The organism is Ensifer sp. YR511 (assembly GCF_900103045.1).
Lineage (GTDB): Bacteria > Pseudomonadota > Alphaproteobacteria > Rhizobiales > Rhizobiaceae > Ensifer > Ensifer adhaerens.
The window spans coordinates 1-22600 of the sequence record NZ_FNGR01000041.1 but is presented as its reverse complement, the minus strand read 5'-3'; the positions used below and the strand labels follow the sequence as shown (position 1 = coordinate 22600).

At 59.0% G+C, this 22600-nt stretch carries 21 protein-coding genes and 1 pseudogene; 6 read left to right on the top strand and 16 right to left on the bottom strand.

What is annotated here, in order from left to right:
• Positions 1-2: 2 nt before the first annotated feature.
• The 5 genes from BLU15_RS34480 to BLU15_RS34460 are packed head-to-tail and all read right to left on the bottom strand — an operon-like array spanning position 3 to position 7201.
• Entirely contained in the window at positions 3-1208 is a 1206-nt protein-coding gene (locus BLU15_RS34480) for a pyridoxal phosphate-dependent aminotransferase (protein WP_090301623.1), read from the bottom strand.
• Positions 1208-2824, bottom strand: a complete 1617-nt coding sequence (locus BLU15_RS34475; protein ID WP_090301621.1) for a hydantoinase B/oxoprolinase family protein — start codon at positions 2822-2824, stop codon at positions 1208-1210. The genes BLU15_RS34480 and BLU15_RS34475 overlap by 1 nt, the downstream gene beginning before the upstream one ends.
• Before the next feature lie 3 nt (positions 2825-2827).
• Positions 2828-4906 (bottom strand): hydantoinase/oxoprolinase family protein, encoded by a 2079-nt coding sequence (locus BLU15_RS34470; RefSeq protein ID WP_090301619.1) that lies wholly within the window; start codon positions 4904-4906, stop codon positions 2828-2830.
• On the bottom strand, positions 4903-6579 hold the full coding sequence (locus BLU15_RS34465) for a thiamine pyrophosphate-dependent enzyme (protein WP_090301618.1): 1677 nt from the start codon (positions 6577-6579) through the stop codon (positions 4903-4905). The genes BLU15_RS34470 and BLU15_RS34465 overlap by 4 nt, the downstream gene beginning before the upstream one ends.
• Positions 6569-7201, bottom strand: coding sequence for an SDR family oxidoreductase (locus BLU15_RS34460; protein WP_090301616.1), 633 nt, complete (start codon positions 7199-7201; stop codon positions 6569-6571). The genes BLU15_RS34465 and BLU15_RS34460 overlap by 11 nt, the downstream gene beginning before the upstream one ends.
• A gap of 371 nt (positions 7202-7572) precedes the next feature.
• Between BLU15_RS34460 and BLU15_RS34455 the strand changes: the two are divergent.
• From BLU15_RS34455 to BLU15_RS34450, 3 genes and pseudogenes are all read left to right on the top strand, one after another.
• A pseudogene (locus tag BLU15_RS34455) lies at positions 7573-7837 on the top strand (transposase); the annotation flags it as partial.
• Positions 7838-8160: 323 nt separating this feature from the next.
• On the top strand, positions 8161-8397 hold the full coding sequence (locus BLU15_RS39235) for a hypothetical protein (RefSeq protein WP_143034320.1): 237 nt from the start codon (positions 8161-8163) through the stop codon (positions 8395-8397).
• A 103-nt stretch (positions 8398-8500) separates the two neighbouring features.
• Complete coding sequence (locus BLU15_RS34450; RefSeq protein WP_090301614.1) at positions 8501-8716, top strand: hypothetical protein; 216 nt, start codon at positions 8501-8503, stop codon at positions 8714-8716.
• Positions 8717-8916: 200 nt separating this feature from the next.
• Here BLU15_RS34450 and BLU15_RS34445 read toward each other — a convergent pair whose 3' ends face one another.
• From BLU15_RS34445 to BLU15_RS34395, 11 genes are all read right to left on the bottom strand, one after another.
• Positions 8917-9636, bottom strand: a complete 720-nt coding sequence (locus BLU15_RS34445) for an ABC transporter ATP-binding protein (RefSeq protein ID WP_090301612.1) — start codon at positions 9634-9636, stop codon at positions 8917-8919.
• On the bottom strand, positions 9633-10385 hold the full coding sequence (locus BLU15_RS34440) for an ABC transporter ATP-binding protein (protein ID WP_090301610.1): 753 nt from the start codon (positions 10383-10385) through the stop codon (positions 9633-9635). The genes BLU15_RS34445 and BLU15_RS34440 overlap by 4 nt, the downstream gene beginning before the upstream one ends.
• Positions 10375-11265, bottom strand: a complete 891-nt coding sequence (locus tag BLU15_RS34435) for a branched-chain amino acid ABC transporter permease (protein ID WP_090301608.1) — start codon at positions 11263-11265, stop codon at positions 10375-10377. Before BLU15_RS34435 ends, BLU15_RS34440 begins: the two co-directional genes overlap by 11 nt.
• On the bottom strand, positions 11258-12148 hold the full coding sequence (locus BLU15_RS34430; RefSeq protein ID WP_256386718.1) for a branched-chain amino acid ABC transporter permease: 891 nt from the start codon (positions 12146-12148) through the stop codon (positions 11258-11260). Before BLU15_RS34430 ends, BLU15_RS34435 begins: the two co-directional genes overlap by 8 nt.
• Positions 12149-12211: 63 nt before the next feature.
• Complete coding sequence (locus tag BLU15_RS34425) at positions 12212-13306, bottom strand: ABC transporter substrate-binding protein (protein WP_244546907.1); 1095 nt, start codon at positions 13304-13306, stop codon at positions 12212-12214.
• Between the two features lie 531 nt (positions 13307-13837).
• The gene (locus tag BLU15_RS34420) at positions 13838-14869 is read right to left on the bottom strand and encodes a 5-oxoprolinase subunit C family protein (RefSeq protein WP_090301605.1); all 1032 of its coding nucleotides are present in this window, start codon (positions 14867-14869) and stop codon (positions 13838-13840) included.
• Positions 14866-15561 (bottom strand): 5-oxoprolinase subunit B family protein, encoded by a 696-nt coding sequence (locus BLU15_RS34415; protein WP_090301603.1) that lies wholly within the window; start codon positions 15559-15561, stop codon positions 14866-14868. Before BLU15_RS34415 ends, BLU15_RS34420 begins: the two co-directional genes overlap by 4 nt.
• 144 nt (positions 15562-15705) lie before the next feature.
• Complete coding sequence (locus BLU15_RS34410) at positions 15706-16467, bottom strand: LamB/YcsF family protein (RefSeq protein WP_090301601.1); 762 nt, start codon at positions 16465-16467, stop codon at positions 15706-15708.
• Between the two features lie 12 nt (positions 16468-16479).
• Positions 16480-16923 (bottom strand): VOC family protein, encoded by a 444-nt coding sequence (locus tag BLU15_RS34405; protein ID WP_090301599.1) that lies wholly within the window; start codon positions 16921-16923, stop codon positions 16480-16482.
• Between the two features lie 3 nt (positions 16924-16926).
• A complete protein-coding gene (locus BLU15_RS34400; RefSeq protein ID WP_090301597.1) occupies positions 16927-17703 on the bottom strand; it encodes an SDR family NAD(P)-dependent oxidoreductase in 777 nt (258 codons plus the stop codon).
• A gap of 11 nt (positions 17704-17714) precedes the next feature.
• Positions 17715-18956: an NAD(P)/FAD-dependent oxidoreductase gene (locus BLU15_RS34395; RefSeq protein WP_244546906.1), complete on the bottom strand. Its 1242-nt coding sequence runs from the start codon at positions 18954-18956 to the stop codon at positions 17715-17717.
• A gap of 549 nt (positions 18957-19505) precedes the next feature.
• Here BLU15_RS34395 and BLU15_RS34385 point away from each other — a divergent pair.
• The 3 genes from BLU15_RS34385 to BLU15_RS34375 all read left to right on the top strand — a co-directional run.
• Positions 19506-20492 carry a LysR family transcriptional regulator gene (locus BLU15_RS34385; protein WP_090301593.1) on the top strand — a complete coding sequence of 329 codons (987 nt, stop codon included), beginning with the start codon at positions 19506-19508 and terminating at the stop codon, positions 20490-20492.
• Between the two features lie 360 nt (positions 20493-20852).
• Positions 20853-21593 carry an NAD(P)H-dependent oxidoreductase gene (locus BLU15_RS34380; RefSeq protein WP_090301590.1) on the top strand — a complete coding sequence of 247 codons (741 nt, stop codon included), beginning with the start codon at positions 20853-20855 and terminating at the stop codon, positions 21591-21593.
• Between the two features lie 365 nt (positions 21594-21958).
• A partial coding sequence (locus BLU15_RS34375) for a carboxyl transferase domain-containing protein (RefSeq protein WP_371590315.1) occupies positions 21959-22600 on the top strand: 642 nt, incomplete at its 3' end.

The window sequence follows — 22600 nt, the reverse complement described above, 5'->3', positions numbered from 1 at the left end:
AATCAGTTTTCGAGTTTGCCGACAGCCGCACCGATACGTTTGACCGCCTCGGCAAGGACCTCCTCGGAGGTCGCGGTGGAAATGCGAAAGAAGGGCGAAAGGCCATAAGCACTGCCCGGAACGGCCGCGACATGCCCCTCTTCGAGAAGGTACTTTGTGACCGCAACGTCATCGACCAAGGTCTGACCTGATGGCGTCGTTGCGCCGATTAGCGCGGCGCAGCCGATATAGGCGTAGAAAGCCCCTTCAGGCGGATCCAGCCTGAGTGCATTGATCTTGGCGATGCCCTCCACGACGAGATTGCGGCGACGCTCGAATGCGGTGCAAAACTCCGCGACATCATCCTGCGAGCCTTCGAGCGCAGCTGTGGCTGCAATCTGCGCCGGAGCGGACACAGACGTGCAGGACTGGCTCTGGATCGTCGCCATGGCCTTAATGAGATTTCTCGGGCCCGCGGCATAGCCAACACGCCAGCCGGTCATGGCATAGGCCTTGGACATGCCGTTTACGATCAGCGTGCGGTCACGCAACTCCGGGCAGGCTGCGCCGAAGGAAACGAAGGTGCGCCCATCGAAGATGATGTGCTCGTAGATTTCGTCCGAGAGCACCATGATCCTTGGATGCTTGGCAAGCACCGCACCGAGAGCATTGAGCTGCGCCTCGGAATAGACCGCTCCGGACGGGTTGCCGGGCATGTTGAGGAAAAGCCAGCGCGTCTTGTCGGTTATCGACGCTTCCAGCACTTCCGGCGTCAGCCGAAAGCCGTTTTCGGCCGGACAAGCCGGCGTCACCGGTACGCCGCCGAAGAGCTTCACCATTTCCGGGTAAGAGACGAAGTATGGAGCTGGCAAGATTGCCTCGTCTCCTTCCTCGATCGTCGCCATCAGCGCATTGAAGATAATCTGCTTTGCGCCGTTGGCGACGGCAATCTCATCGATCGCGTAGTCAAGGTCGTTCTCGCGCTTCAGCTTGCCCGCAATTGCCTTGCGCAAATCTGGGGTGCCAAGGGATGCGGTGTAGAGCATGCGCTCCTTGCGCGCGGCCTCGAAAGCCGCTTCGGTGATGTGGGCGGGAGCAGGGAAATCCGGTTCGCCGAGGCCTAGATCGATTACATCGATCCCGGTCGCTGCCAGATCCTTGGCTGCCTGCGACACGGCCATCGAGGCGGAGCGTTTCACTGCCGAAAGTCGGCTTGCGATATGGCTCATTACTTCTTCTCCGTCACATAGCCCTTGAACAGGTCTTCGGCTCTGGCCTCGGCCGGACGTTCGGCTGGATTTCCGTAGCCGCCCCCACCGGGCAGCTCCAGCACCAGCCGGCGGCCGGAAGGCACATGCTGCCACCCCTTGGGCCGCAACTTCGTGCCGTCGTCGAGCCGTGCGGACCCGGGCGCTCCGTCCTGGCCTCCATCACGTCCGCGCGGCGGCGTCGAGATGCGGTCGAACATGGCCGAAAAATCGAACTCATGGCCCTCGGCAGGCGCGATCTCGATGATCTGGCCGAGGCCGCCGCGATACTTGCCCGCTCCGCCCGAGTCGGGACGTAGTTCCTTGCGCCAGACAACGATCGGACCGGTATGCTCCGTAGCTTCGATTGGCATCGTATGGACGCCGGAGGGAAATGCTGTCGACGACAGACCGTCGAGGGTTGGACGCGCGCCCATGCCGCCAGAGTTGAACATGAGTACTTCGGCGCGGCGCCCGGCACTGCCCGGAACCGGGCGCGCCGAAATGTGGATGTTCCAAAGAGCCGCGGCGCCTTCTGCGAGGATCTGGCCAGGCAACGCCTTGGCGAGAGCTCCAAGCACGAGGTCCGGCACCATGTGGCCGATGACGTGACGTACCGAGACCGGAGCGGGCCGTTCGGCATTGAGGATATTGGTCGGCGAAGACACGTTGAAGACGGCAAGCGAGGCGGCGTTGTTTGGAATATCCGGGGCAACCACGCATTTCAGCGCGTAGCACGCATAAGCCTTGGTATAAATCAGCGGGACGTTGATGCCCCACCGGCTCATGGCGTCCGTACCGGCGAAGTCGACGTTAACCCCGGTGGCGGTGATTTCGACATTTGCGGCAAGCTTGATCGGCTCGTCGTAGCCATCCGTCATGACCTCATTGGACCAGGATCCTTTTGGAAGGCCGGCGATGCGTTCCATAGTCGCTGCGTGCGTTCGCAACAGGATGAAGTCTCCAAGCGTGTCGAGATTATCGTAGCCGACCTCGTTCAGCATCTCGATCAAGCGCCGATGCCCGACGTCGTTACAGGCGGCGAGCGAGAAGAAGTCGCCGATCACCTGGTTGGGCTCGCGCACGTTGAGACGGAGGATCTTCAACAGATCCTTGTTCACCTCGCCGCGCTCAGCGAATTTCATGATCGGTATCTGGATGCCTTCTTCATAAACCGACTTGCCGTCCGCCCCGAAACCGCGCCCGCCGACGTCGACAACATGGGCGGTGCAGGCGAAGAAGCCGATCAGTTCGTCACCCTTGAAGGACGGGGAGACCATGGTAATGTCGTGCAGATGGCCCGTCCCCTTCCATGGGTCGTTGGTGACGTAGGTATCGCCCGGATACATTTCGTCGCGCGGAATTTCTGCGATGAAGTGCAGAACCGCTTCGGCCATGGTGTTGACGTGACCGGGCGTGCCCGTCACGGCCTGGGCGAGCATTTCGCCCTTGGCGTTGTAGACGCCCGCCGACAGATCGCCCGCCTCGCGCACGGACGTCGAGAAGGCGGTGCGCAGCAGCGTAAGTGCCTGTTCCTCGACGACCGAAATCAGGCGGTTCCACATCACCTGCATGCGGATTTCATTGATATCGCTCATAGATCACAGACCTTTGCGCACGAGAAGAATGGTTCCGTCTGCCTGGATCACGGCATCGAACGGCGATGTGACGATGGTCGAGGTTTCGCGCTCGACGATGACGGCGGGCCCGGTGACGCGGTCGCCCGGCGAGAGCGTGTCGCGGGGTACGATCGCCGTCTCCAACTCCTTGCCGGAGGCGGGATCGAAGACCGATCGGCTCGATGGCACGGACGCCCGGGCACCTTCCACCCTCAGTTCGAACTTTTCACTCTCGGGCCGAACATCCTGCGCCTTGACTGACCAGGTGACGAATTCGATTTCCGGGCCCTCTACGGCACGGCCGAAGAATTGCGCATAGCGCTCCTTGAAAGCCTTCTCGATCATCGCTGTATCCGCGTCGGTGAAATCGCGATCAGGCAGCGCCACCGGGATTTCCCAGCCCTGACCGGCATAGCGCATGAAGGCGGTGATTTCGCGGATAATCTCGCCATCCGTGCCGGCACGCACGAAACCCTCGGCCGTCGCCTTGAGTTCATCCAGCATGGCATTGATCAGAGCGGGCTCGAATTTGGAAAGACCCATGATCTTGGAGGCGAGCGCCTCATAGCCGAAGGGCGCCTTCAGGAACCCGATTGCCGAGCCCACACCTGCGCCTTGCGGGATGAGGCACTGGTCAACGCCGAGCTTCTCGCACAGACGGGCAGCATGGAGTGGAGCTGCTCCGCCGAAGGCGATCATGATGTTCTCGGAAATGTTCTTGCCGTTCTCGACGGCATGAACGCGAGCGGCATTGGCCATGTTTTCGTCCACAACCTCGACAATGCCGAAGGCAGCCGCCTGGGAACCAAGCTTGAGTTTATCGCCGACATCCCGGGCGATTGCCGCGCTCGCGTTGGTGACCGACAGTTTGATCTTGCCACCGGCGAAATTATCCGGATCGAGCTTACCGAGAACCAGGTCGGCGTCGGTGATCGCCGGGCGATCGCCGCCGCGCTGGTAACAGGCCGGTCCAGGCTCGGAGGCCGCCGATTCCGGCCCCGCCTGGATGCGGCCCATGGCGTCGACCCAGGCGATGGAACCGCCGCCCGCACCGATCTCGATCATCTCGATCACGGGAATGGAAATCGGCATCCCCGATCCCTTGCAGAAGCGGTATGTGCGCGCAACTTCGAAGGTGCGGGCGGTATGCGGCTGGTAGTCCTCGATGAGGCAGATCTTCGCCGTCGTGCCCCCCATATCGTAGGAGACCACGCGATCGAGACTGAAGCGGCGCGCGATATCGGCGGCAAAGATCGCGCCGCCGGCAGGACCCGATTCAACAAGACGTACCGGGAATTCCGATGCTGTCTCCACCGAGATGAGACCTCCACCCGAATGGATCATGAAGACCGGGCAGTCGGCTCCCATCTCCTTGAGGCGTACCTGAAGGCGCGAGAGATAGTCCGCCATCTGCGGACGAACATAGGCATTGGCGCAAACGGTATTGAACCGCTCGAACTCGCGCATCTGCGGAGAGACTTCCGCCGAGATCGAAATCGGGATCGGTAGCTTTCTCGACAGGATTTCGCGGGCGCGCTCTTCATGCACGGGATTCATATAGGAATGGATGAAACCGATGGCGACGGCGCCGAAGCCGCGCTCGGCGATCACGCCGGCAAGGGTTTCGAACGCCTGCTCGTCGAGGGGTTGCAGTTCCCTCCCCTGTGCATCGATGCGTCCCTTGATCGGAAAGCGATCTTCGCGGGGAATGAGCGGCGTTGGCAAAACGAGGCCAAGATCGTATTGCTCGAAGCGGTTTTCCGTCCGCATCTCGATGACGTCACGGAACCCTTCCGTGGTCACAAGCGCAGTTTTTGCCCCACGGCGCTCGATCAAGGCATTGGTCGCAAGCGTCGTACCGTGGATGACGAGATCGATATCCTTTGGCTTGATGCCCGCGTCGCTGGTGACGATCTCGATCCCATCGAGAATTGCCTGTTCTGGTGCCGCGTAGTTGGTCAAAACCTTCGTGGAGAAGAGCCTCCCTCTCAGGTCCAGTGCGATGTCGGTAAAGGTTCCGCCGATATCGGCACCAAGTCGGATTTCGTGACGCTGTGTCATGCGGTTTCCTTTGCAGAAAAGGCAGCATTGCGCATCTGGCTGAGCGTCTGGCGCGGGGTCAGCGCTTCGGGCGAAATGTCAAGATCGAGCAGCGCGCCGGTCTTCGAGGCGCGGGCACGCTCGAAGGCGGCGGCGAAATCAATCGTAGACTCCACCCGCTCGGCATGGAAACCATAGGATTTTGCGAGCGCGACGAAATCGGGATTGATCATGGAGGTACCGGAAACGCGGGCCGGATAGGTGCGCTCCTGATGCGCCCGGATTGTCCCGTAGATGCCGTTGTTGAGCAGAAGTATGATCGGCTGTGCACCGTGCTGGAGTGCAGTCGCCAGCTCCTGGCAGTTCATCTGGAAGTCTCCGTCGCCGGCAAAGCATACGACCGTGCGATCGGGATGGGCGACCTTCGCCGCCACGGCCGCCGGCACGCCGTATCCCATTGCACCCGATTGCGGGGCAAGCAGGCGCGCTCTTGGACCGAACTTGAAGAATTTGTTCGGCCAGACGGTGAAGTTGCCCGCTCCATTGGTGAGGATGACGTCATCCGGCAGCACATCGTTCAAGAATGCGGTCACCTTGCCCATATCAACCGGGGACGGCAGGTCGGGAAGTTCAAAGCCCTTCTCATAGGCCGCGCGTGCCTTTCCCCGCCACTCCGCCCAGCCGCCCTTGATCGGCTCGAGAGCACCAAGGGCCTCGGCGAAGGCGTTCGGCCCGCTGTGGATGCCGAGAGCGGGACGATAGATCTTACCTATTTCTAGATCCGAGCCATGGACATGGATAATTTTTTGCTGCGGCTGCGGAACTTCGAAAAGTGTGTATCCGTCCGTCGAATTCTCCCCGAAACGGTTGTTGATGGCGAGGATGACGTCGGCGTTCTTGAGCAGTTCCTTAATCGATGCCACCATGCCGACGCCGGCTTCGCCGCAGAACGTCGGCGAGGCATTGTCATACTGGTCCTGGTAGCGAAACACGGCAACGACCGGGATGTCGGAGGCTTCGGCGAAGCGCTGGACTATGGCCATGGAACCATCTTTCCAGTTGCATCCGCCATAGAGGATAACCGGGCGCTTGGCGCTGACGAGCATCTCCCGCACTTGCTTCATGGTGGACGCAGTAGGCGCCGGTTCCACAAGGTCGACTGGCCCAGACAAAACGGGGGCGGTGGTGAGGGAAGTGAGCATATCTTCGGGAAGCGCGATCACAACCGGGCCCGGCCGGCCCGACACGGCCATCGTCCAGGCACGCGATACAATCTCTGGAATGCGTTCTACCTGGTCGATTTCCACGGCCCATTTGGCCATCGTCCCGAAAACCGCCTTGTAGTCCACCTCCTGGAACGCCTCGCGCCCTTTCATGTCGGTACCGACCTGGCCGACAAAAAGGATCATGGGCACAGAATCCTGCATGGCTGTATGCACACCGATCGATGCGTTGGTTGCCCCCGGCCCGCGCGTGACAAAGCAGATGCCGGGTTTGCCGGTTAGCTTGCCGCACGCGGCCGCCATGAATGCCGCACCACCTTCATTGCGGCAAAGCACAAAATCAAGACGACCGGGCGTGTCGTGCAGCGCGTCGAGAACTGCCAGATAGCTTTCTCCTGGGACACCGAAACTCTTCGTTGCACCGAGCGCCAAGAGGCATTCGACGAGCAGCTGCCCTCCATTACGTTCCATGTTCATGTTCCTGTCGTTCGATAGATTCAGATGACGTCGGCATTGGGTTCAAGTGAAAGCCGGAAGCGGCCAACAGTGAAATCGCCTCAAGTCCCAATCCGTGGAATGGCGGCTTGCCCAGGGGAAGGCGATGGACCGTGATCCCCGTATCGCGAAGTTCGTCGTCAAGGGCGCGTGCGAGTCCGTCCACTGCTGCGGCGACTGTCCTTTCGACAGCACTTCCTGCAACTCTGTAATCAGGCGATGCCATCAGAAGGGCGCCACGACGCCGCGCGATCATTGAAGGCAGGACGGCACGCGTGACATGCAGCGTCGCGGACAGGTTGACCTCAAGCGCCATATCGATGTCCGCTTCCGTGAGGCGCAGAAAACCGATCTCCTCTGGCCATCGCAACGCCGCGTGAACGACGACCTCGGGCTCCATTCCCTCGACAACGAAACGAACATAGTCGCGATCGGTCAAATCCATTGCCATTGGGAGGATACCATGGTCGCCGCGCATCTCTTCAAGAGCAATGCGGTCACGGCCGAGGGCATGCACCTCCCAGCCCGCTTTGGCGAGCGTCGTCGCGATCACGCGCCCAGGGGCACGTGTCGCCCCCGTAACTAGTGCTTTCGTCATCACACGATCTCCATGAGGCACTTAGAGAATGCCGCCGGCAGCTTCGTCTAGAAATCAAGAAATTGACACCCTTCGGCAAGTTCTGCTTGTCCGAGGATCATGCTAAGGAATGAGACGGATGCCCTGAGGCGAGCGCTCGATGGGGTTCTTAAGCGCATCACCAAGTGAGCCTGTACTCAACATTTGACCGATTGGAGCGTCATCGTGATCGAACCTCTCGCTGCTCTTGGATGAGCGTACCAGGCGCCGGCAGCCCTGCGCCCAGAGCCCGTTCGCGCGCGACTTGACCGGTTTCTGTTGATCAACACAGTGACGGCCCAACGGCCGGGATCCGGGAAGCCTAGCCCCGACCTGGGCGAAGGCCGTGGCGCGTGCTAACCTATATGACCTTTCCCAGGCAGCACTGGAAAAGCTTCACAGCACCAAGCCCATCGAGCGCCTCAATGGCGAGATCAAGCGGCGCACCGAGGTCGTCGGCATCTTCCCCAACGATGACGCCATCGTCCGCCTCGTCGGCGCATTGCTGCTCGAACAGAACGACGAGTGGGCTGTCCAGCGCTCCAGATACCTGACCTTGAGACCATCGCCGCAATGAGCGATGATCCGCTCATTAACCTGCCCGCTGCGTCAAGCTGACCCATTCCCGGCTCCGTCCGGAAAGCACGGCGATTTCGGAGCTACACCACTCCTTGGGACATGATCCCTTCCATTGCCGCGAAGCCTAGTAATCCGCTTCCCACCCCACATTGAGCAGTGGGATGAGAGGATCTCCTTAGGGCATTGCGGGATGCGGTTGGCAATCAGAGCGGGCGAACAGACCGGGGCTACCCAGTCGGTGAATAGCTTGCCGACGCGTGTAAACGCCGACCATGGGTGATGCGGAAATCCACCTCTTCCGCGCCGAGGCGAGGCTCCTGCTCCTGCCTAAGGATGCGCACAGTCGAACCTAGACAGAGGGATTGCCAATCGAAAATCTTGCGGCTGATCCATCTGCCGGCGACCGAGAACAAGGCGCTGAGCACGATGCTGGTCTAGTTCCTGGCGCGGGTCAAATGCTCTCCGCTGCTCGCCGTTCGCCTGAAACCTGGAACGACTACCTCGACAGCTTTCTCGATGACCAAGATCTCATCGTCCGCATCGAGGCGAAATCTCCGCGGCAACAATCGGCCGGTTACGATCTTTCTTGTCTTAAATGAAGCGATAGATCGTCTCGGTGCAGACGCACGGCGATCACGCCATTCAAAGTGGTATCGTCTGCCGGTAGCAAAGCCAGGCTCCGTCCGCCATGACATCAATGGGATGCCAGTCGAAACCGTTGACGATGACCGGTTGGCCGCGCAGAAGGAAATGGAAAGCTTCAAGATGCGCAATGCAGCCCGAACGGCCCCATCTCCCGCGCCTGCTGGTGACGGCGCGGCGCCATTTTCGAAGACTGATTTCATCCGTGCTTCGCTGCTCGATCGCAAGAATTCACCAGACAAATGCGAGGAACAGCGTTCACCCACCCGGCTTTGAGGCGACCGACGCACACACGCGGCTTTACATGCCAGGGGCACACCCGGCCAATCGTCTTTCGTCATAGGATGGACAAAGGCACCATTTGCGCGCGATGGTTCACGCCTCGATCCTAGATTTTTCCGTCGGATCTCTACGACGCCACAAGGGCGCAGCATACGGACTGTCGCAGCGCCCTTTCCATGCAGCGAAAATGACGGTTAGTGCACTTCTCCACCCAGATACAGAGCGCGCATCGCGGGGTCAGCCAGGAGATCGGCGGCGGCGGCCTCAATTGCCACTTTTCCGAGTGAGAGAACATAGGCGCGATCGGCAACGCCAAGCGCCTCGAATGCATTCTGCTCGACCATGACAATGCACATACCCTGACTGTCTCTGATAAGCGCGATCGCGTCGAAGACCTCGTGGAGCATAAGCGGCGACAATCCCGCCGAGGGCTCATCGAGCAGGAGTATTTCGGGGCCTGCGACCAGCGCCCTGGCCAGAGAAAGCAGCTGGCGCTCACCTCCCGACAGCGCAGAAGCCTTGCGCCCCTGTTTCGACGCCAGCGACGGATATTGCTCCATAAGACCATCATAACGCTCAGCGGCGGTCGTCCGGTCTAGAAAGCGGGCGCCCAGTTTCAGGTTTTCCCCAACCGTTAGAGTGCCGAACACATTATCCGTCTGCGGCACATACCCGACGCGATGAAAGCGCACCTTCTCATGAATAGGCACATCACTGACGTCCTGGCCGTGCATGGTTACAGAACCCGCCCTCGGCCGCACATAGCCGGCGAGGGTTTTGAGAAGTGTGGACTTGCCACAGCCGTTCGGCCCCAAAATAGTCACCAGTTCCTTTCGGTCAGCCTTAATGGAAATTCCGTTTAGAATATCCGCGCCGTCACCATATCCGGCACGTAGCTCATGAGCGTCGATCATCGTTGTACCATTCCGCCTTTTTCAATTGCCTTGCCAAGATACGCCTCAACGACGCGGGGATTGCTTTCGAGCTCGGTCGGTAGGCAATCGGCGATGATTTCGCCGCGATCTAGAACGATACAACGCGTGCAGAGATCCCGGATAAACAGCATGTCGTGTTCCACCACCAGACAGGCCCCGCCGCGCGCGACGTAACGGCGCAGAACATCCACCAGCTCCGAGCGCAGTGACACGTGAACCCCCGCTGTCGGCTCATCGAGACAAAGCAACTTCGGATTGGCACGCAATGCAGTGGCGACGGAAAGTAGCTTTTTCTGACCGCCGGACAGGGCGCTCGCGGCATTACCGGCAACGTGCGACAGTTTAAACTCGGTCAGCAGTGCGTCGATATCAGCACCGAACACCACCGGCGCGAAGTTGCCGCCATCATCCCTTTTACCGGCTTTGACCACCTCGCGCACTGTCATGCGATGGGGCATGGAAGGAAGCTGGAAGGTCCGCACTAAACCCAGTTCGGTAATCGTCTGCACGGACGCGCTGGAAATGTCCTCACCGGCAAATTTCACGGTCCCGCCACTGCTCGGCAAGAATCCTGAAATTACGTTCAAAGCCGTGCTTTTTCCCGAGCCGTTGGGACCCAATAGGCCGACGATCTCGCCGGTACGGACGGACAGAGATACTTTTTCGAGGACGCTTAAAGGACCAAAGGATTTGGCGAGTTGTCGAACGGAAAGGAGTTCATCGTTCATTATGGCCTCCAATACGCTCGGGGAGAATACCTTGCGGGCGCAGGAGAAGGAACGAGAGGATCACGCCTCCGGTGAGAATCAGCCGCGCGGCCGCCACGAAGTCGGACGGAAGATCAAAATAGTCCTTAACGAACGGGATGTAGGCCATCATGAACTGCATGACGATCGCACCAAGAACAACGCCGCGATTGTTGGCCATACCGCCGACGATCACCATGGACCAAATGAGGAAGGTCTCGGGTGCGACCAGCAGTTCCGGCCCCACGAAGCTGAGATAATGCGCATAGAGCACACCCGCAGCCGCGGCCAGGATCGAGGAAATGACCATTACGACGGATCGGATGTGATCGATGTTATAACCGAGCGACCGGGCAAGTTGCGGCTCCTCACGGATAAGCTTCATACCCAACCCGAAGTTTGAGCGCACTAGCTTTTCACACAGCCACCAGGCAGAAACCAGCACGCCGCCAAACAGAACCATGCGTGCGATGCCATCCCATGGCCTTAGATCGGCAAACAGCATCGGAAGTCCAGAAATGCCCTGGGCGCCACCAGTCAAGCCTTCGAGGTTCGTGGCGAATATCCGTATGATCTCGGCGATCGATAGCGTCGCGATGCCCCAATAATCCGAGGACAGACGTCGCCCGACACGCGCAAAAAACAAGCCCGTGACGACAGCCAGAAGCAGGGCGAACACCAGGCCCATAAACAACGGAAATTCGAAACGATGGGCAAGCCCGGCACCGTAGACGCCGCAGCCGAAGATAGCGACAAGCCCGAAATTCATCAGCCCCAAATAGCCTGCCTGCAGATTGAGACTGAGTGCGAGAATCCCGTAGATAAAGGAGATTGAGATAACGTGGATAAGAAAGTCAGACACGTGTCACCTCGCTGACGAGAATACCCTTCGGGCGAAACAGCAGGATGGCGATCAGCAATGCAAACGAGGCGGCAGGAGCATAGCTTGCCGGGAGGAAGTAGAAGTCCTCATCCACCAGGAAGCCAAAATTGACATTCGTGACGAGTGTCTCCGCCGCGGCGATGATCACAGCCCCCACCACAGCGCCAAAGGAGTTTCCAAGGCCGCCCAATATGGCGGCTGCGAAAACCGAAAGAAGCATATTGGTGCCCATGTCGATGCTGACCGAGCCTCTGAGCGCCAGCATCGAGCCCCCAAGAGCAGCAAGAACACCGGAGAGGAAGACGACAAACGAGGTCACCTTGCCGTTGTTGACACCCGTGGCGGCCGACAGGACGGCATTGTTGGAGACCGCTCGCATATCCCGCCCGAGCGAAGTGCGAAACAAAAGCAGGGCAAAACCGAAAAGAATAAGGATCGTCAAGCCGCCCGAAATCATCTGCATTTCCGTGATACGCAGCCCAAGAAAGCGGATGGCCGGCGCCACGGGCACTGAGAAGCGCTGTGCGGCGGAACCGAACCCCAGGAGGAAGATGGCGGAGAGCAGCATGCTAAGAGCGAGCGAGCCTATCAAGGCAATAGCCGGATCAAGGCGAAGAAGACGCTCGAACAGAACTCGGTTAAACAGCTGGGCAACAAGCCCTACGAGAAGTGCCGAAATCACAATTGCAAGAATGAGGGGAACCCCCTGCTCCTGCATGGCCATCCCGGCGAACGCACCGACCACGGCGAATTGTACCAAGGCAACATTGGGAAACCGGATAAGTGAGTAGACTGCGCTGAGTGCTACGGCGATCAATGCCAAGTCTACCGCCCGGAAAAGCGTATCAAACAAGAACTGCATAATAAACGAGCCGACTTTCGAAGGCCGGGAGACAGAAGGACTGCACTCCCGGCCGGTTTACACTTAATAGCGAACGATGTCTTTCCCCTCGACCTTTAGCTTCTGGTATGGCTGCCATACACGCTGTCCATCGGCATCCAGCTTGATCTCGCCAGTGGCACCGTTCACGCCTTCGTTCCCAAGCTCCTCAATAGCCTTCAAAACAGCGGCGCGGTCGGTGGAACCGGCTTTGTTGAGCGCAGCGGCGGCGAAGAGCACGGCGTCATGGGCATAGCCGCTCCATGCGGAAGCAAAGGGCTGGTCGTAAGCAGCCTCATAGGCTTGCTTGTAACCCGTGTCGCCCGCCGTATAGTCCACATCCATGCCGATCAAGCCCTGCTTGAACTCTGCTGGCGTATCGGCATTGTGCATCGTGATTAGGACGGAATACCAAGGCATTTCTTGAAGGCCGAGTTCATAGGATTCCTGCATCATCAAGCCGCCGTCTGCGCCATATGCCGTGAAGACATAGGCATCCGGTTTGGACGCTTCTGCCTGCTGAAGCTCACGGCGATAGGTGGTCTGGCCCGACGTGTACATGATCGTCGTTGTGACAACACCGCCAAGCTCTTTGAAATGCTTATTAAATTCATTGGCCACGCCCTGGCCGAAGGCATTGTTCATGGCCAGCACCGCGACCTTTTTCCAGCCATGTTCGAGCACATCCTTGGCCGCAAATTCGGTTGACACATTGTCGAGGCCGACCATGGAGAACGATGTTGCGCCGATATTGCGCACGAGGCCGGAGGTCGATGCCGGGTTAAGATGGGGCACGCCTTCGCCAACCAGATACTGGCCCATCGGAATTGTGATGCCGGAAGAATACTCGCCGATCACGATCGGAACCTTGTCGACGGATACCAACTTGCGCGCTGCGTCGATCGCGCGCTGTGAGGTATTGCCGGAATCCTCATAGACCACCTTGAGCGGCTGGCCGAGAACGCCGCCCCTGGCGTTCACTTCCTTGACCGCCAACTCGATACCACGTCGCTGGTCCTCGCCACCCCGAGAATTGACCCCCGACAGAGGCAAGACCGCACCCACGAGGACATCCGCGTGAGCGGGAATGATCATTGCCAGGAGGCAGGCAACTGCAAGAAATCTGGTTTTCATCTTCATATGTTCCCCTTTTGAGTAAAGATGTTCGAGAAACCCTCCAGATCACGCAGAGGAGCGCTCTGGCCCGGGACAGTTGTCCGAGGACACACCTCGAACACGGTAAAGTCCTCCCCACATGGGAAGGGCAGCGGACGTGATTGGATGATTGCGACCGGCATGGCACCGGCAATCGTTCCCATTTTTTGGCGGCGGTTACCGCCTTGTTATTGAATTCAATGTGTCCGGGAAGGAGCTTTCGAAAAACTAGAATTCCGCGATAAGCGCTATACCGAAATTGTCTCGATAAATTACCCGTCTCAAACACGGGTAGCGGCACCAATCATACGGATATTGCCGGTACCCTCCTCCGCCCTTCTGAAGGAAACGGCAGATCAACGGACCGTAATGGATGGTCGTATCATAAGAAGAGATCGTCGACGCATTGTCTTCGCATTTCGGCCAGGAATGCATGCAACGCTTGTTTCTACGCTTCTAAGCATCGTCCTGACTTAGATCGATTCCGCTTTTATGGTGCATCCCAGCACGTCTCGATCAGATTGCAGGTTCTGCCGACCCAGCGACCGCATCAACCACGCCGTCGACAAGATTTTCCCTCATGAGGCGCTGATCGAGAGTGCCTTTTGGTTTGGCGATCACCCGATAGTAATTTGCCGATCTCATCGCGGCGCTACGAGCGATGTCTACCGCCTCTCGCGGCGAGACAGGCCTGAAAGCGATGGTATCGCGCGGCCGGAGCTGAACGAAGGCGTCGAGATCGCAATCTAGCACCGTCGCGATCTTCGGGTATCCTCCGGTCGTTTGGTGGTCAGCGAGAAGGACAGTTGCCACACCGTCGCCGGCGACCTGAACAGACCCGCGCACGATAGGTTCGGAGGGCATGTCGAGAGTTGCATCGGGAGCAATCATCGGTCCGGCCAGCCGGACACCCATCCTGTCCCATGCATCGGTCATTCGCCAGGCGCCCGATTGCAGAGCCGTTATCGACGCCGCTGCGAAAAAGCGCTGTTGCGGCCCCATCACCACGCGCACCGCGCTTCGCGGGCGGGCTGAGACGGGGCATGGAATGTCGCCCTCGCGTTCCTCCCGTTTTGCGGCATTGCCAATCGTCAGTTGCTGACCCGCGCCCAGCCGGCCGCCACCGAAACCCGACATCATATGCGTGGAGGCGCTCCCCAACCAGGTCGCAGTTTGCAGAACCCCCGCGAATGCCAAATAGCACCAGCTACCCCAAGGGCCGGGTCGTATTGCTAGTTTTTCGCCCGCCTTCAAAGTCGCAATCGTCCACGATCCGCGTTTCTGCTCGGCATGATCGACAATGAAACCACCACCGGCGACCGCGAAGCTGACGGCCCCAGAAAGGCATTGGAGAACAAGTCCACCCATGGAAACTTCAATTCCCGGGGTATCGGCCTCATTTCCAAGTGCCACATTTGCTGCCGCGAAGGACAGCCTGTCCATAGGCCCGGAGGACGGCACGCCGTAGCGCATGAGCCCGTGGCGTCCGCCATCCTGAATGGACACATGCGGACCTGCGAAGGTGACGGATAGTAGCACTTCACTCATTGACTGGCCTCCGCATCGAATTCCGTGCGAGTGATGCGCCGAAACACAACTCTGTCACCCACGTCGAAAAGGAAAGGCTTATCCGGATCGCCGGTAAGAATGGCGGTGGGTGAGCGCCCCAAAATCCACCATCCGGTCGGCATGGTTATGGTCGAGACCAGGCATTGTTGGCCGGCAATGAAGACGCTGCCCGCCGAGACGCCCCGCATGGCTGCGGACTTGCGCGGCATTCTAATGAGCTCCGGAACACCGGCCAGATAAGCGTATCCCGGCGCGAAACCGTACATGAAGACATCATACTGCCCGGAAAGATGCGCTTCGATCACTTGTTCCGTAGTCAGGCTGCAGGCCTTGGCGACGGCTTGAAGGTCAGGGGCGAACTCGTCGTCATAGCAAACGCGGACCTCGCGGAGACCCGTGCCCGCATCGGTCGCAGCCACATCCTCGATCAAACGTCTGGCTGCCTGCTCGGCGATCGCGTGATCGGTGCTTCGCGGATCGAACCGAAGAAGAAGGGATGTGTAAGCGGGCACCGCCTCGACGAAACCCGTGAACGGATGTGCGGCCAAGGCCCGGTCAAGCTGCATGACGCGTGCATGTATCCGATGGTCGATCAAGTCACCGAATTCAATCAGTAGGCTGTGATCGGCGACGGGCGTAAAAACCGGAAAAGAACGAACGAGCGGTGTCACGTAAATGCGCCTTCAATAACGATCACGGCGACCGAATTGGAGATCCGGCACCCTCGTGCCGTATTCAGACGCCCGCCCCTTGCTTTCGCAGCGCATGCAAAAGAGCCGCACGCGATCTGGTACCCACTCGCCATAGAAAACTCCTTAAACCTTCAGGAAGGGGGAAACCGAGATCCCCGTCGCCGCAAGACGGCTGCGAAGGCGCTTCGCCATATCCACCGCCCCCGCGCTGTCGCCGTGGACGCAGATCGAGTGTGCAGCGAGCTCAATCACGTCACCATCGATGGTTGGCATTTTCCCGCTCTCGATAAAGCGGATGAGACGGTCCGCCGCTTCATCTGCGCTATGAAGAACGGAGCCGGCGCGCGATCTCGGCACAAGCCGACCATTGGAAAGGTAAGCCCGATCCGCGAAGATCTCCGAGAATACCTCCACACCCGCGGCACGGGCCGAAACCTCCAGTTCCGTACCCGAAATGGCGAGCACCGCCAGATCACCGGGAAGCGCACGGGTCGCAGCAACGATTGCATCGGCCGTCGCCCGGTCGTCTGCCGCCTGATTGCCGAGCGCACCATGCGGTTTCACATAGCGAACATCAGCACCAGCCAGAGCGGCGATCGCCTGAAGGCTTCCCACCTGTGCGGCGAACATCCGCCCGATCTCGGCGGGTTTCATGGGGATCACCCGACGGCCGAACCCTTCCCGATCGGCGTAGCCGGGATGAGCGCCGATCACAACGCCACGCTCAGCTGCCCTCTTTAGGGTGAGGTACATCGTTTCGGGATCGCTGGCATGACCACCGCAGGCAACGTTGGCGGAGGTGACCACCGCCAACATGGCGTCGTCATCGCCCATGGTCCAAGGCCCGAAGCCTTCCCCCAAATCGGAGTTGAGGTCGATCGTCATGGTCACTTCCGATCAGGTGCCTGGCTTGTTGGTCGAACGGGTCAGCAAAACGACCCCGCCGTTTTCTGCTGTGTCGTAATACGTGAACCCGGTTCGGTTTTGACGCCTGCCGAACATTTTGGCAGGAATGCCCGCGGCAACCTGAGCGGCATCCGCATCCGGCACTTCAAATCCGAGGTGGAAAACACCTTCACCCTTTTTGTCGAGGAACTCTCGCTGCGGGCTTTGGTCTTGGCTCGGCTGGCAGAGCTGCAGCTGAATATTGGGGAGGTTGCAAATCCGGTATTGCATCTTCCCGAAAGCGGCCGGATTTGGAACATTCAGTTCCTGATACTCCGTAAGTGGCGGATAGGCGATCCAGGGACCAATGCCAACGGATTCGTAGTAAGCCTGCGTCTTGTCAATGTCATTGACGACAATACAGATGTGGTGAAGCTTCTCGAAAACAGGATTCATGACTTAATCCTCCTTGCTGGGCATGACGTAGTTCAACACGCGCCGTCCGCCGTCAGGGTAGATTGTCTCACCTGTAATGAATGAGGCGTCGTCGCTGGCGAGGAAAGCGACGACCGAGGCAATTTCCTCCGGCTCGCCATATCGTCCCATCGGCGTCCGCATCATGATTGCCTTGTGGCCTGCGCTGTTGACGAAGTCGCCTGCGACCATCTCGCTCATGATCGTGCCAGGGCCAACGCCAACCACCCTGATACCGTGTGGCGCAAAGGCCACCGCGCCGGTCCCTGTGACCTGATTCATCCCTCCCTTAGAAATCGCATAGGGCGCAACTGTCGGATTGGCGAGGCCCGAATTGATCGAGGACATGTTGATGATGACCCCACCTTGGCCCTGAGCGATCATCTGTCGCCCGGCGGCCTGTGTGCCGAAGAAGGCACCCTTGAGGTTGATGGCCAGAACGCGATCGTAGGTTTCCTCAGTAACATCGAGGAACGGTACAATCGGGCAGATGCCGGCATTGTTGACCATGACATCCAGCCTGCCGAACCATGCGACGGCCCTAGCGACGAGCTGCTCTATCTGGTCTTTGCGGCTCACATCGGTCAGCACTGCCAAGAGATTGTCAGCGGAGCCTAGTTCTCTGGCAGTAGCGTCCAGACGATCGGCATCCACGTCGGCGATGACCACCTTGGCGCCTTCGGAAAGAAAACGCTCGGCGGTCGCGCGACCGATTCCACGCGCCGCGCCGGTAACCACGACACCTTTGCCGTCAAATCTCATGTCATTCTCCTTCAATAGATTATGCTTTCCGGCAATGGGATGTTCGAGCGAATGCGATGATAGCCCAACGGCGATAGATCGAGACTGCGATAAGCGCCGTGCATGATCATCTCCGCCACCCCCCTTCCCGCGGCTGGTGAGTGCATCACCCCATGCCCCGAAAAACCGGTGCAAAGGACAAGATTCGATATCTCGTCATGCGGCCCCACCACGCCGTTGTGATCGAGTTCGTTGTTCTCGTAGTGACCGGCCCAGGAACGTTCCAGGCGCAATTGCTCCATAGCCGGAATGCGGTTGGCCAGAGCAGGCCAGAAGGCCTCTTCCATCAGGTCGTGATGCGGCTCGAAATCGCCGGTCGCAACATGGTCTTGATCAGCAGGTGGCTGGATCCCACCGATGAATCCATCCCCTTCCGGGCGCACCCATATTCCGGAGGAATCAAACAACATAGGGAAGTTGCTTGCCTTGAGTGGCGCGCGGAAACAGAAGACGGTTCGTTTTCGCGGCGTGACCGGTAATATCTGATCTAGCGTCGACATCAGGGCACCCGATGCTGCCCCGGCCGAAAGGACGCACCAGTCGCAAGCGAGGCTCTCGCCATTCTCCAGTCGGACGCCGTGAACATGGCTGCCTGCGACTTCGAAGCTGACGACGTTGCCTTGTATGTAACGGACGCCGAGATCTTTCGCGGCGCTACGCACTAAGGAAAGCAGCGACCATGCGTCAAACCAACCTTCACCACTCGCGCCGAAGGTGCCGATACCGACGTCATAAAGCGACAGGAACGGAAATTGTGTGGCGATTTCGTCCGGCGCCATCGCCACCACGTCAGCACCTTCCGCACGCTGCATCTCCACGGCCGCCCGCCGCGCAGTGACCGTATCCTGCCCGCTGAGGATCAAGTATCCCTTTTCAACGTAGCCTATATCCGCAGCGGGTCCGAAGGTGGACTTGATATGCCGAAAGAAATCCGCGCCAAACAGGCTCATATGGACGTTGACTGGTGTGCCGAATTGGGTGCGTATTGACGCTGCCGACAGGGCGGTGGAGCAGAACTGATAGGTCGGGTCCTTCTCAATCACGACGATACTACCGGTAAATCCTTCGCGGCGGAGGAACCACGCTGCAAAGCTGCCCATAATTGCGCCACCGACAATAATCACGCTCGCTTTTTCAGTATTGCTCATATCAAACTCAGCTGATGATGAAGGGTTGGCGACCGGCCCGACCGTTTCGATGCACACACGCTTCATTTGAAGGTGAGCCTCGCTTCTTCACGACATCGCAAAGGTCCATCGCTTTTTTCGTCATAGTCATCACCACCTCTTCTTTCCAAGCGCGCGCTGCCCGATGAGGACGGCAATCTGCTAATCAGCTTAAAGGCAATCCCCGCCGGCTGAGCGACGAGTTCCACCCCCCCGGTTTCGGCACGAAGAACCGAAACGCCCAACACCCGAAGCGAGGCGTCCGTCGCTTGTCCCGTCTGAACATGTCAGGAACTGAACTCGGCCCACTCACTACCCATTGTCACGAGCAAAAACACCGGTCGGATCGCGATAACGTCCTCATCCGGGTCAGGACGTTCGCCCCCATAGGGGGTCTGGCTGATGTCAGTCGCCTTCAGTGTGTTGTAAAGTTCAAGCGACCAATCCGTAGCCAGATTGCGCGTTTCCGCCCTTTGAAAACAACTGCTGCGACAGTCATAATTTTCTCTCCGCATTGCTATTTCTTTCCGTATAGTCTTACCGGAAATCGTACACATCGATCCTTTTTGGTGAACAGATATATCGGTATTGTATAGCATGGAGCTTTCTCAGCTACGAACCCTCATTCACGTTGCAGAACTCGGCAGTCTCTCCAAAGCCTCCGATCGCTTGCACATTGCCCAGCCGGCGCTGAGTCGGCAGATTCGCCTTCTCGAGGAGGAGCTGGGAACGCGCCTATTCGACAGGCATGGCCGGGGGATGATCGTCACCGACAAAGGCGAGGACGTCCTGAAGCATGCTTTGCGCGTCATGGCGGAGCTTGAGGAAATCCGCGCGACTGCGTCGGAAGGCGACGCGCCCTTACGCGGGCATGTATCGATAGGGATGCCTCCGACCGCTGCTGACATCCTTACAGAAACCCTGGTCGCGGCATTCCGGGAGGCGCATCCAGAGGCAACTCTTAGAATAGTCAGCGCCTATTCCGGATATCTTCTCGATTGGATGCACCGCGGCGAAATCGATGCTGCAATTCTTTACGATCCCAAATCGGCCCGAACGCTCAGAACCCAGCCATTGCTAGAAGAGATCCTCTTTCTTGTTGCCCCTGCGGGCGCAGGCCTGTCCCTGGATACCCCCGTGGACTTCGGCGATCTGGAAGATGAACGCCTTCTTTTGCCGAGTGCGGGGCACGCGCTTCGTGTCCTGCTGGACAAGTGTGCAGACGACCGGGGCTTCAGGCTGCATGTTCCAGTGGAAGCAGACAGCTATTCCGCGTTGAAAACCCTTGTCCTCGGCGGCCATGGCTCCACCATTCTGCAAAAAGCCCCGATCCATCGCGAACTTGCGCTTGGCCAGTTATGCGCCGCGCCCCTGGTCAACCCTGTTTTGAAACGGCGCCTGATCATGTCCTACCCCACGGACCGGCCAGTTCCACGTCTGGCGCGGTTTGCCGGACAAACGATCGCATCCAGTATCGCGGATCTGGTCGAAGAGGGCGTATGGCCTGGAATACTTCCTGAACAGGACCCGCAGTTAGAACACAGTGCTCCAAAAGCTCGGCTGGCACAGCCATATAGAAAATAGATTCGTGTGGGATCAGAGCTTTTACCTCCTAAGCGATACAATCAGTTTATAGCTGATCTACCTGTCTTGTCGTTGTCGGCATTTCTCATCTCTGGCACACGTTCTTGATCGATCACTGGAGTTGTAGGCTGTGAGCCATGCCATCAAGACCTATCACGCAATCCGCGACGCATTGGCCAAGCGGTGCGCCAAATTTCCGGGAGAGCATTGGCGCAAAGTTTCGCCGAGGAATATGACGTCGAACGAAAGGTCCGCGAGACCTGCCTTTATCAGCTTGCCCCCATTTCGACCAACCTTATCCCGTCCGTCCTTCCTGACTCAGCATGTGCTGGGCCTTCCCCGTTCCTATAGAGCTCGACCATGAAAGTCCTGATTGTCTACGCACACCCCGAACCGACTTCGTTTAACGCTGCGATGAAGGATCTTGCGCTGGAAACCCTCTCCTCACGAGGCCACACGGTCGTGGTCTCCGATCTTTACGCCATGGGATGGAACCCCGTCACTGGCGAGGGTGATTTTACGGGGGAGCGCTCCGACCCGACCCGTCTGAGCATCGCGCGTGAACAGACGTATGCGATTGAGACCGGAACCATTGCGCCGGACATCGCCGCCGAGCAGGCCAAACTCGCTGATGCAGACCTGGTCATTTTCCAATTTCCGGTCTGGTGGTTCGGAATGCCGGCAATCCTCAAGGGCTGGGCCGACCGCGTATTCGCCCGGGGGTTTGCTTATCTCGCTGGGCGCAAATATGACACCGGCATGTTCAAGGGCAAGCTGGCGATGGTTGCCGCAACGACCGGGACCTCAGCCGACACCTATGCCCCAGACGGCATCGACGGTGACATCCTCACCGTATTATGGCCTATCCATAATGGACTTTTCCGCTATAGCGGGTTCGATGTCCTGCCGCCCTATGTCGCTTTCATGCCTGGCCGTGAAGACGAGGCCGGACGCAAAAGACAACTCGACGGCTATCGCCAACATCTCGAAAATCTGGAAACCGCGCCGCGCCTCTTCTTCCACGCGGCTGAAGACTATGGTCCAAACGAGCGCTTGAAGCCGGGCGTTCTTGCAAGATCGGGACAGCAGCGCAATGTCTGATGGCGCGCTGTCCGGTCCGCTGGTCATCGCCATAGTACAGGCCGTCGCCGGGTCGCTTTGCACCGTGAGGCTCGCGGATTCCACCGTAAGAGTTGTCGAGATCGAGCGGGCGGGCGGCAAGGGAACCCAAGCCTATTTGACGGCGCCCTCATCACCCTTCCAAGTCCGCCGGGGCGCGATGCGAGCTTGCGCCCTGGTCCGACGCGGGCCTTGGTATCCTTAGAGGCTCAGGGCGAAGCCAGATCACCCAGCCAACTTAATTACCCCATCCAGCCAACCGACCAAATAGAGCCCCCTTGCGCCAGCCAAACCGCCGGCCCTTTCGGCGTGCTTTCATTTCGTCAAATGAGAAGAAGATGGCACAGATGACCGAGACACTAATCGCAAGGCAAGCTCAGGTCAGAATGGCCGGCGGCGGCCAGCGCCGCATCGACGCCCAGCACGGCAAAGGCAAGCTCACTGCGCGCGAGCGCATCGAGGTTCTGCTCGATGATGATTCCTTCGAAGAATACGATATGTACGTCACGCACCGCTGCGTCGACTTCGGCATGGAAGGCCAGAAGGTCGCGGGCGACGGCGTCGTCACCGGCTGGGGCACAATCAATGGCCGCCAGGTCTATGTCTTCTCCCAGGACTTTACGGTGCTCGGCGGTTCGCTGTCGGAAACGCATGCGCAGAAGATCTGCAAGATCATGGATATGGCTGTACGCAACGGCGCGCCGGTCATCGGCCTCAACGACTCGGGCGGCGCCCGCATCCAGGAAGGCGTGGCCTCCCTTGCCGGCTATGCCGAGGTCTTCCGCCGCAATGCCGAAGCCTCGGGCGTCATCCCGCAGATTTCGGTCATCATGGGGCCCTGCGCCGGCGGCGCCGTCTATTCGCCGGCCATGACCGACTTCATCTTCATGGTGCGTGACTCGTCCTACATGTTCGTGACCGGGCCCGACGTCGTAAAGACCGTGACCAACGAGATCGTCACGGCCGAAGAACTCGGCGGTGCGGGCACG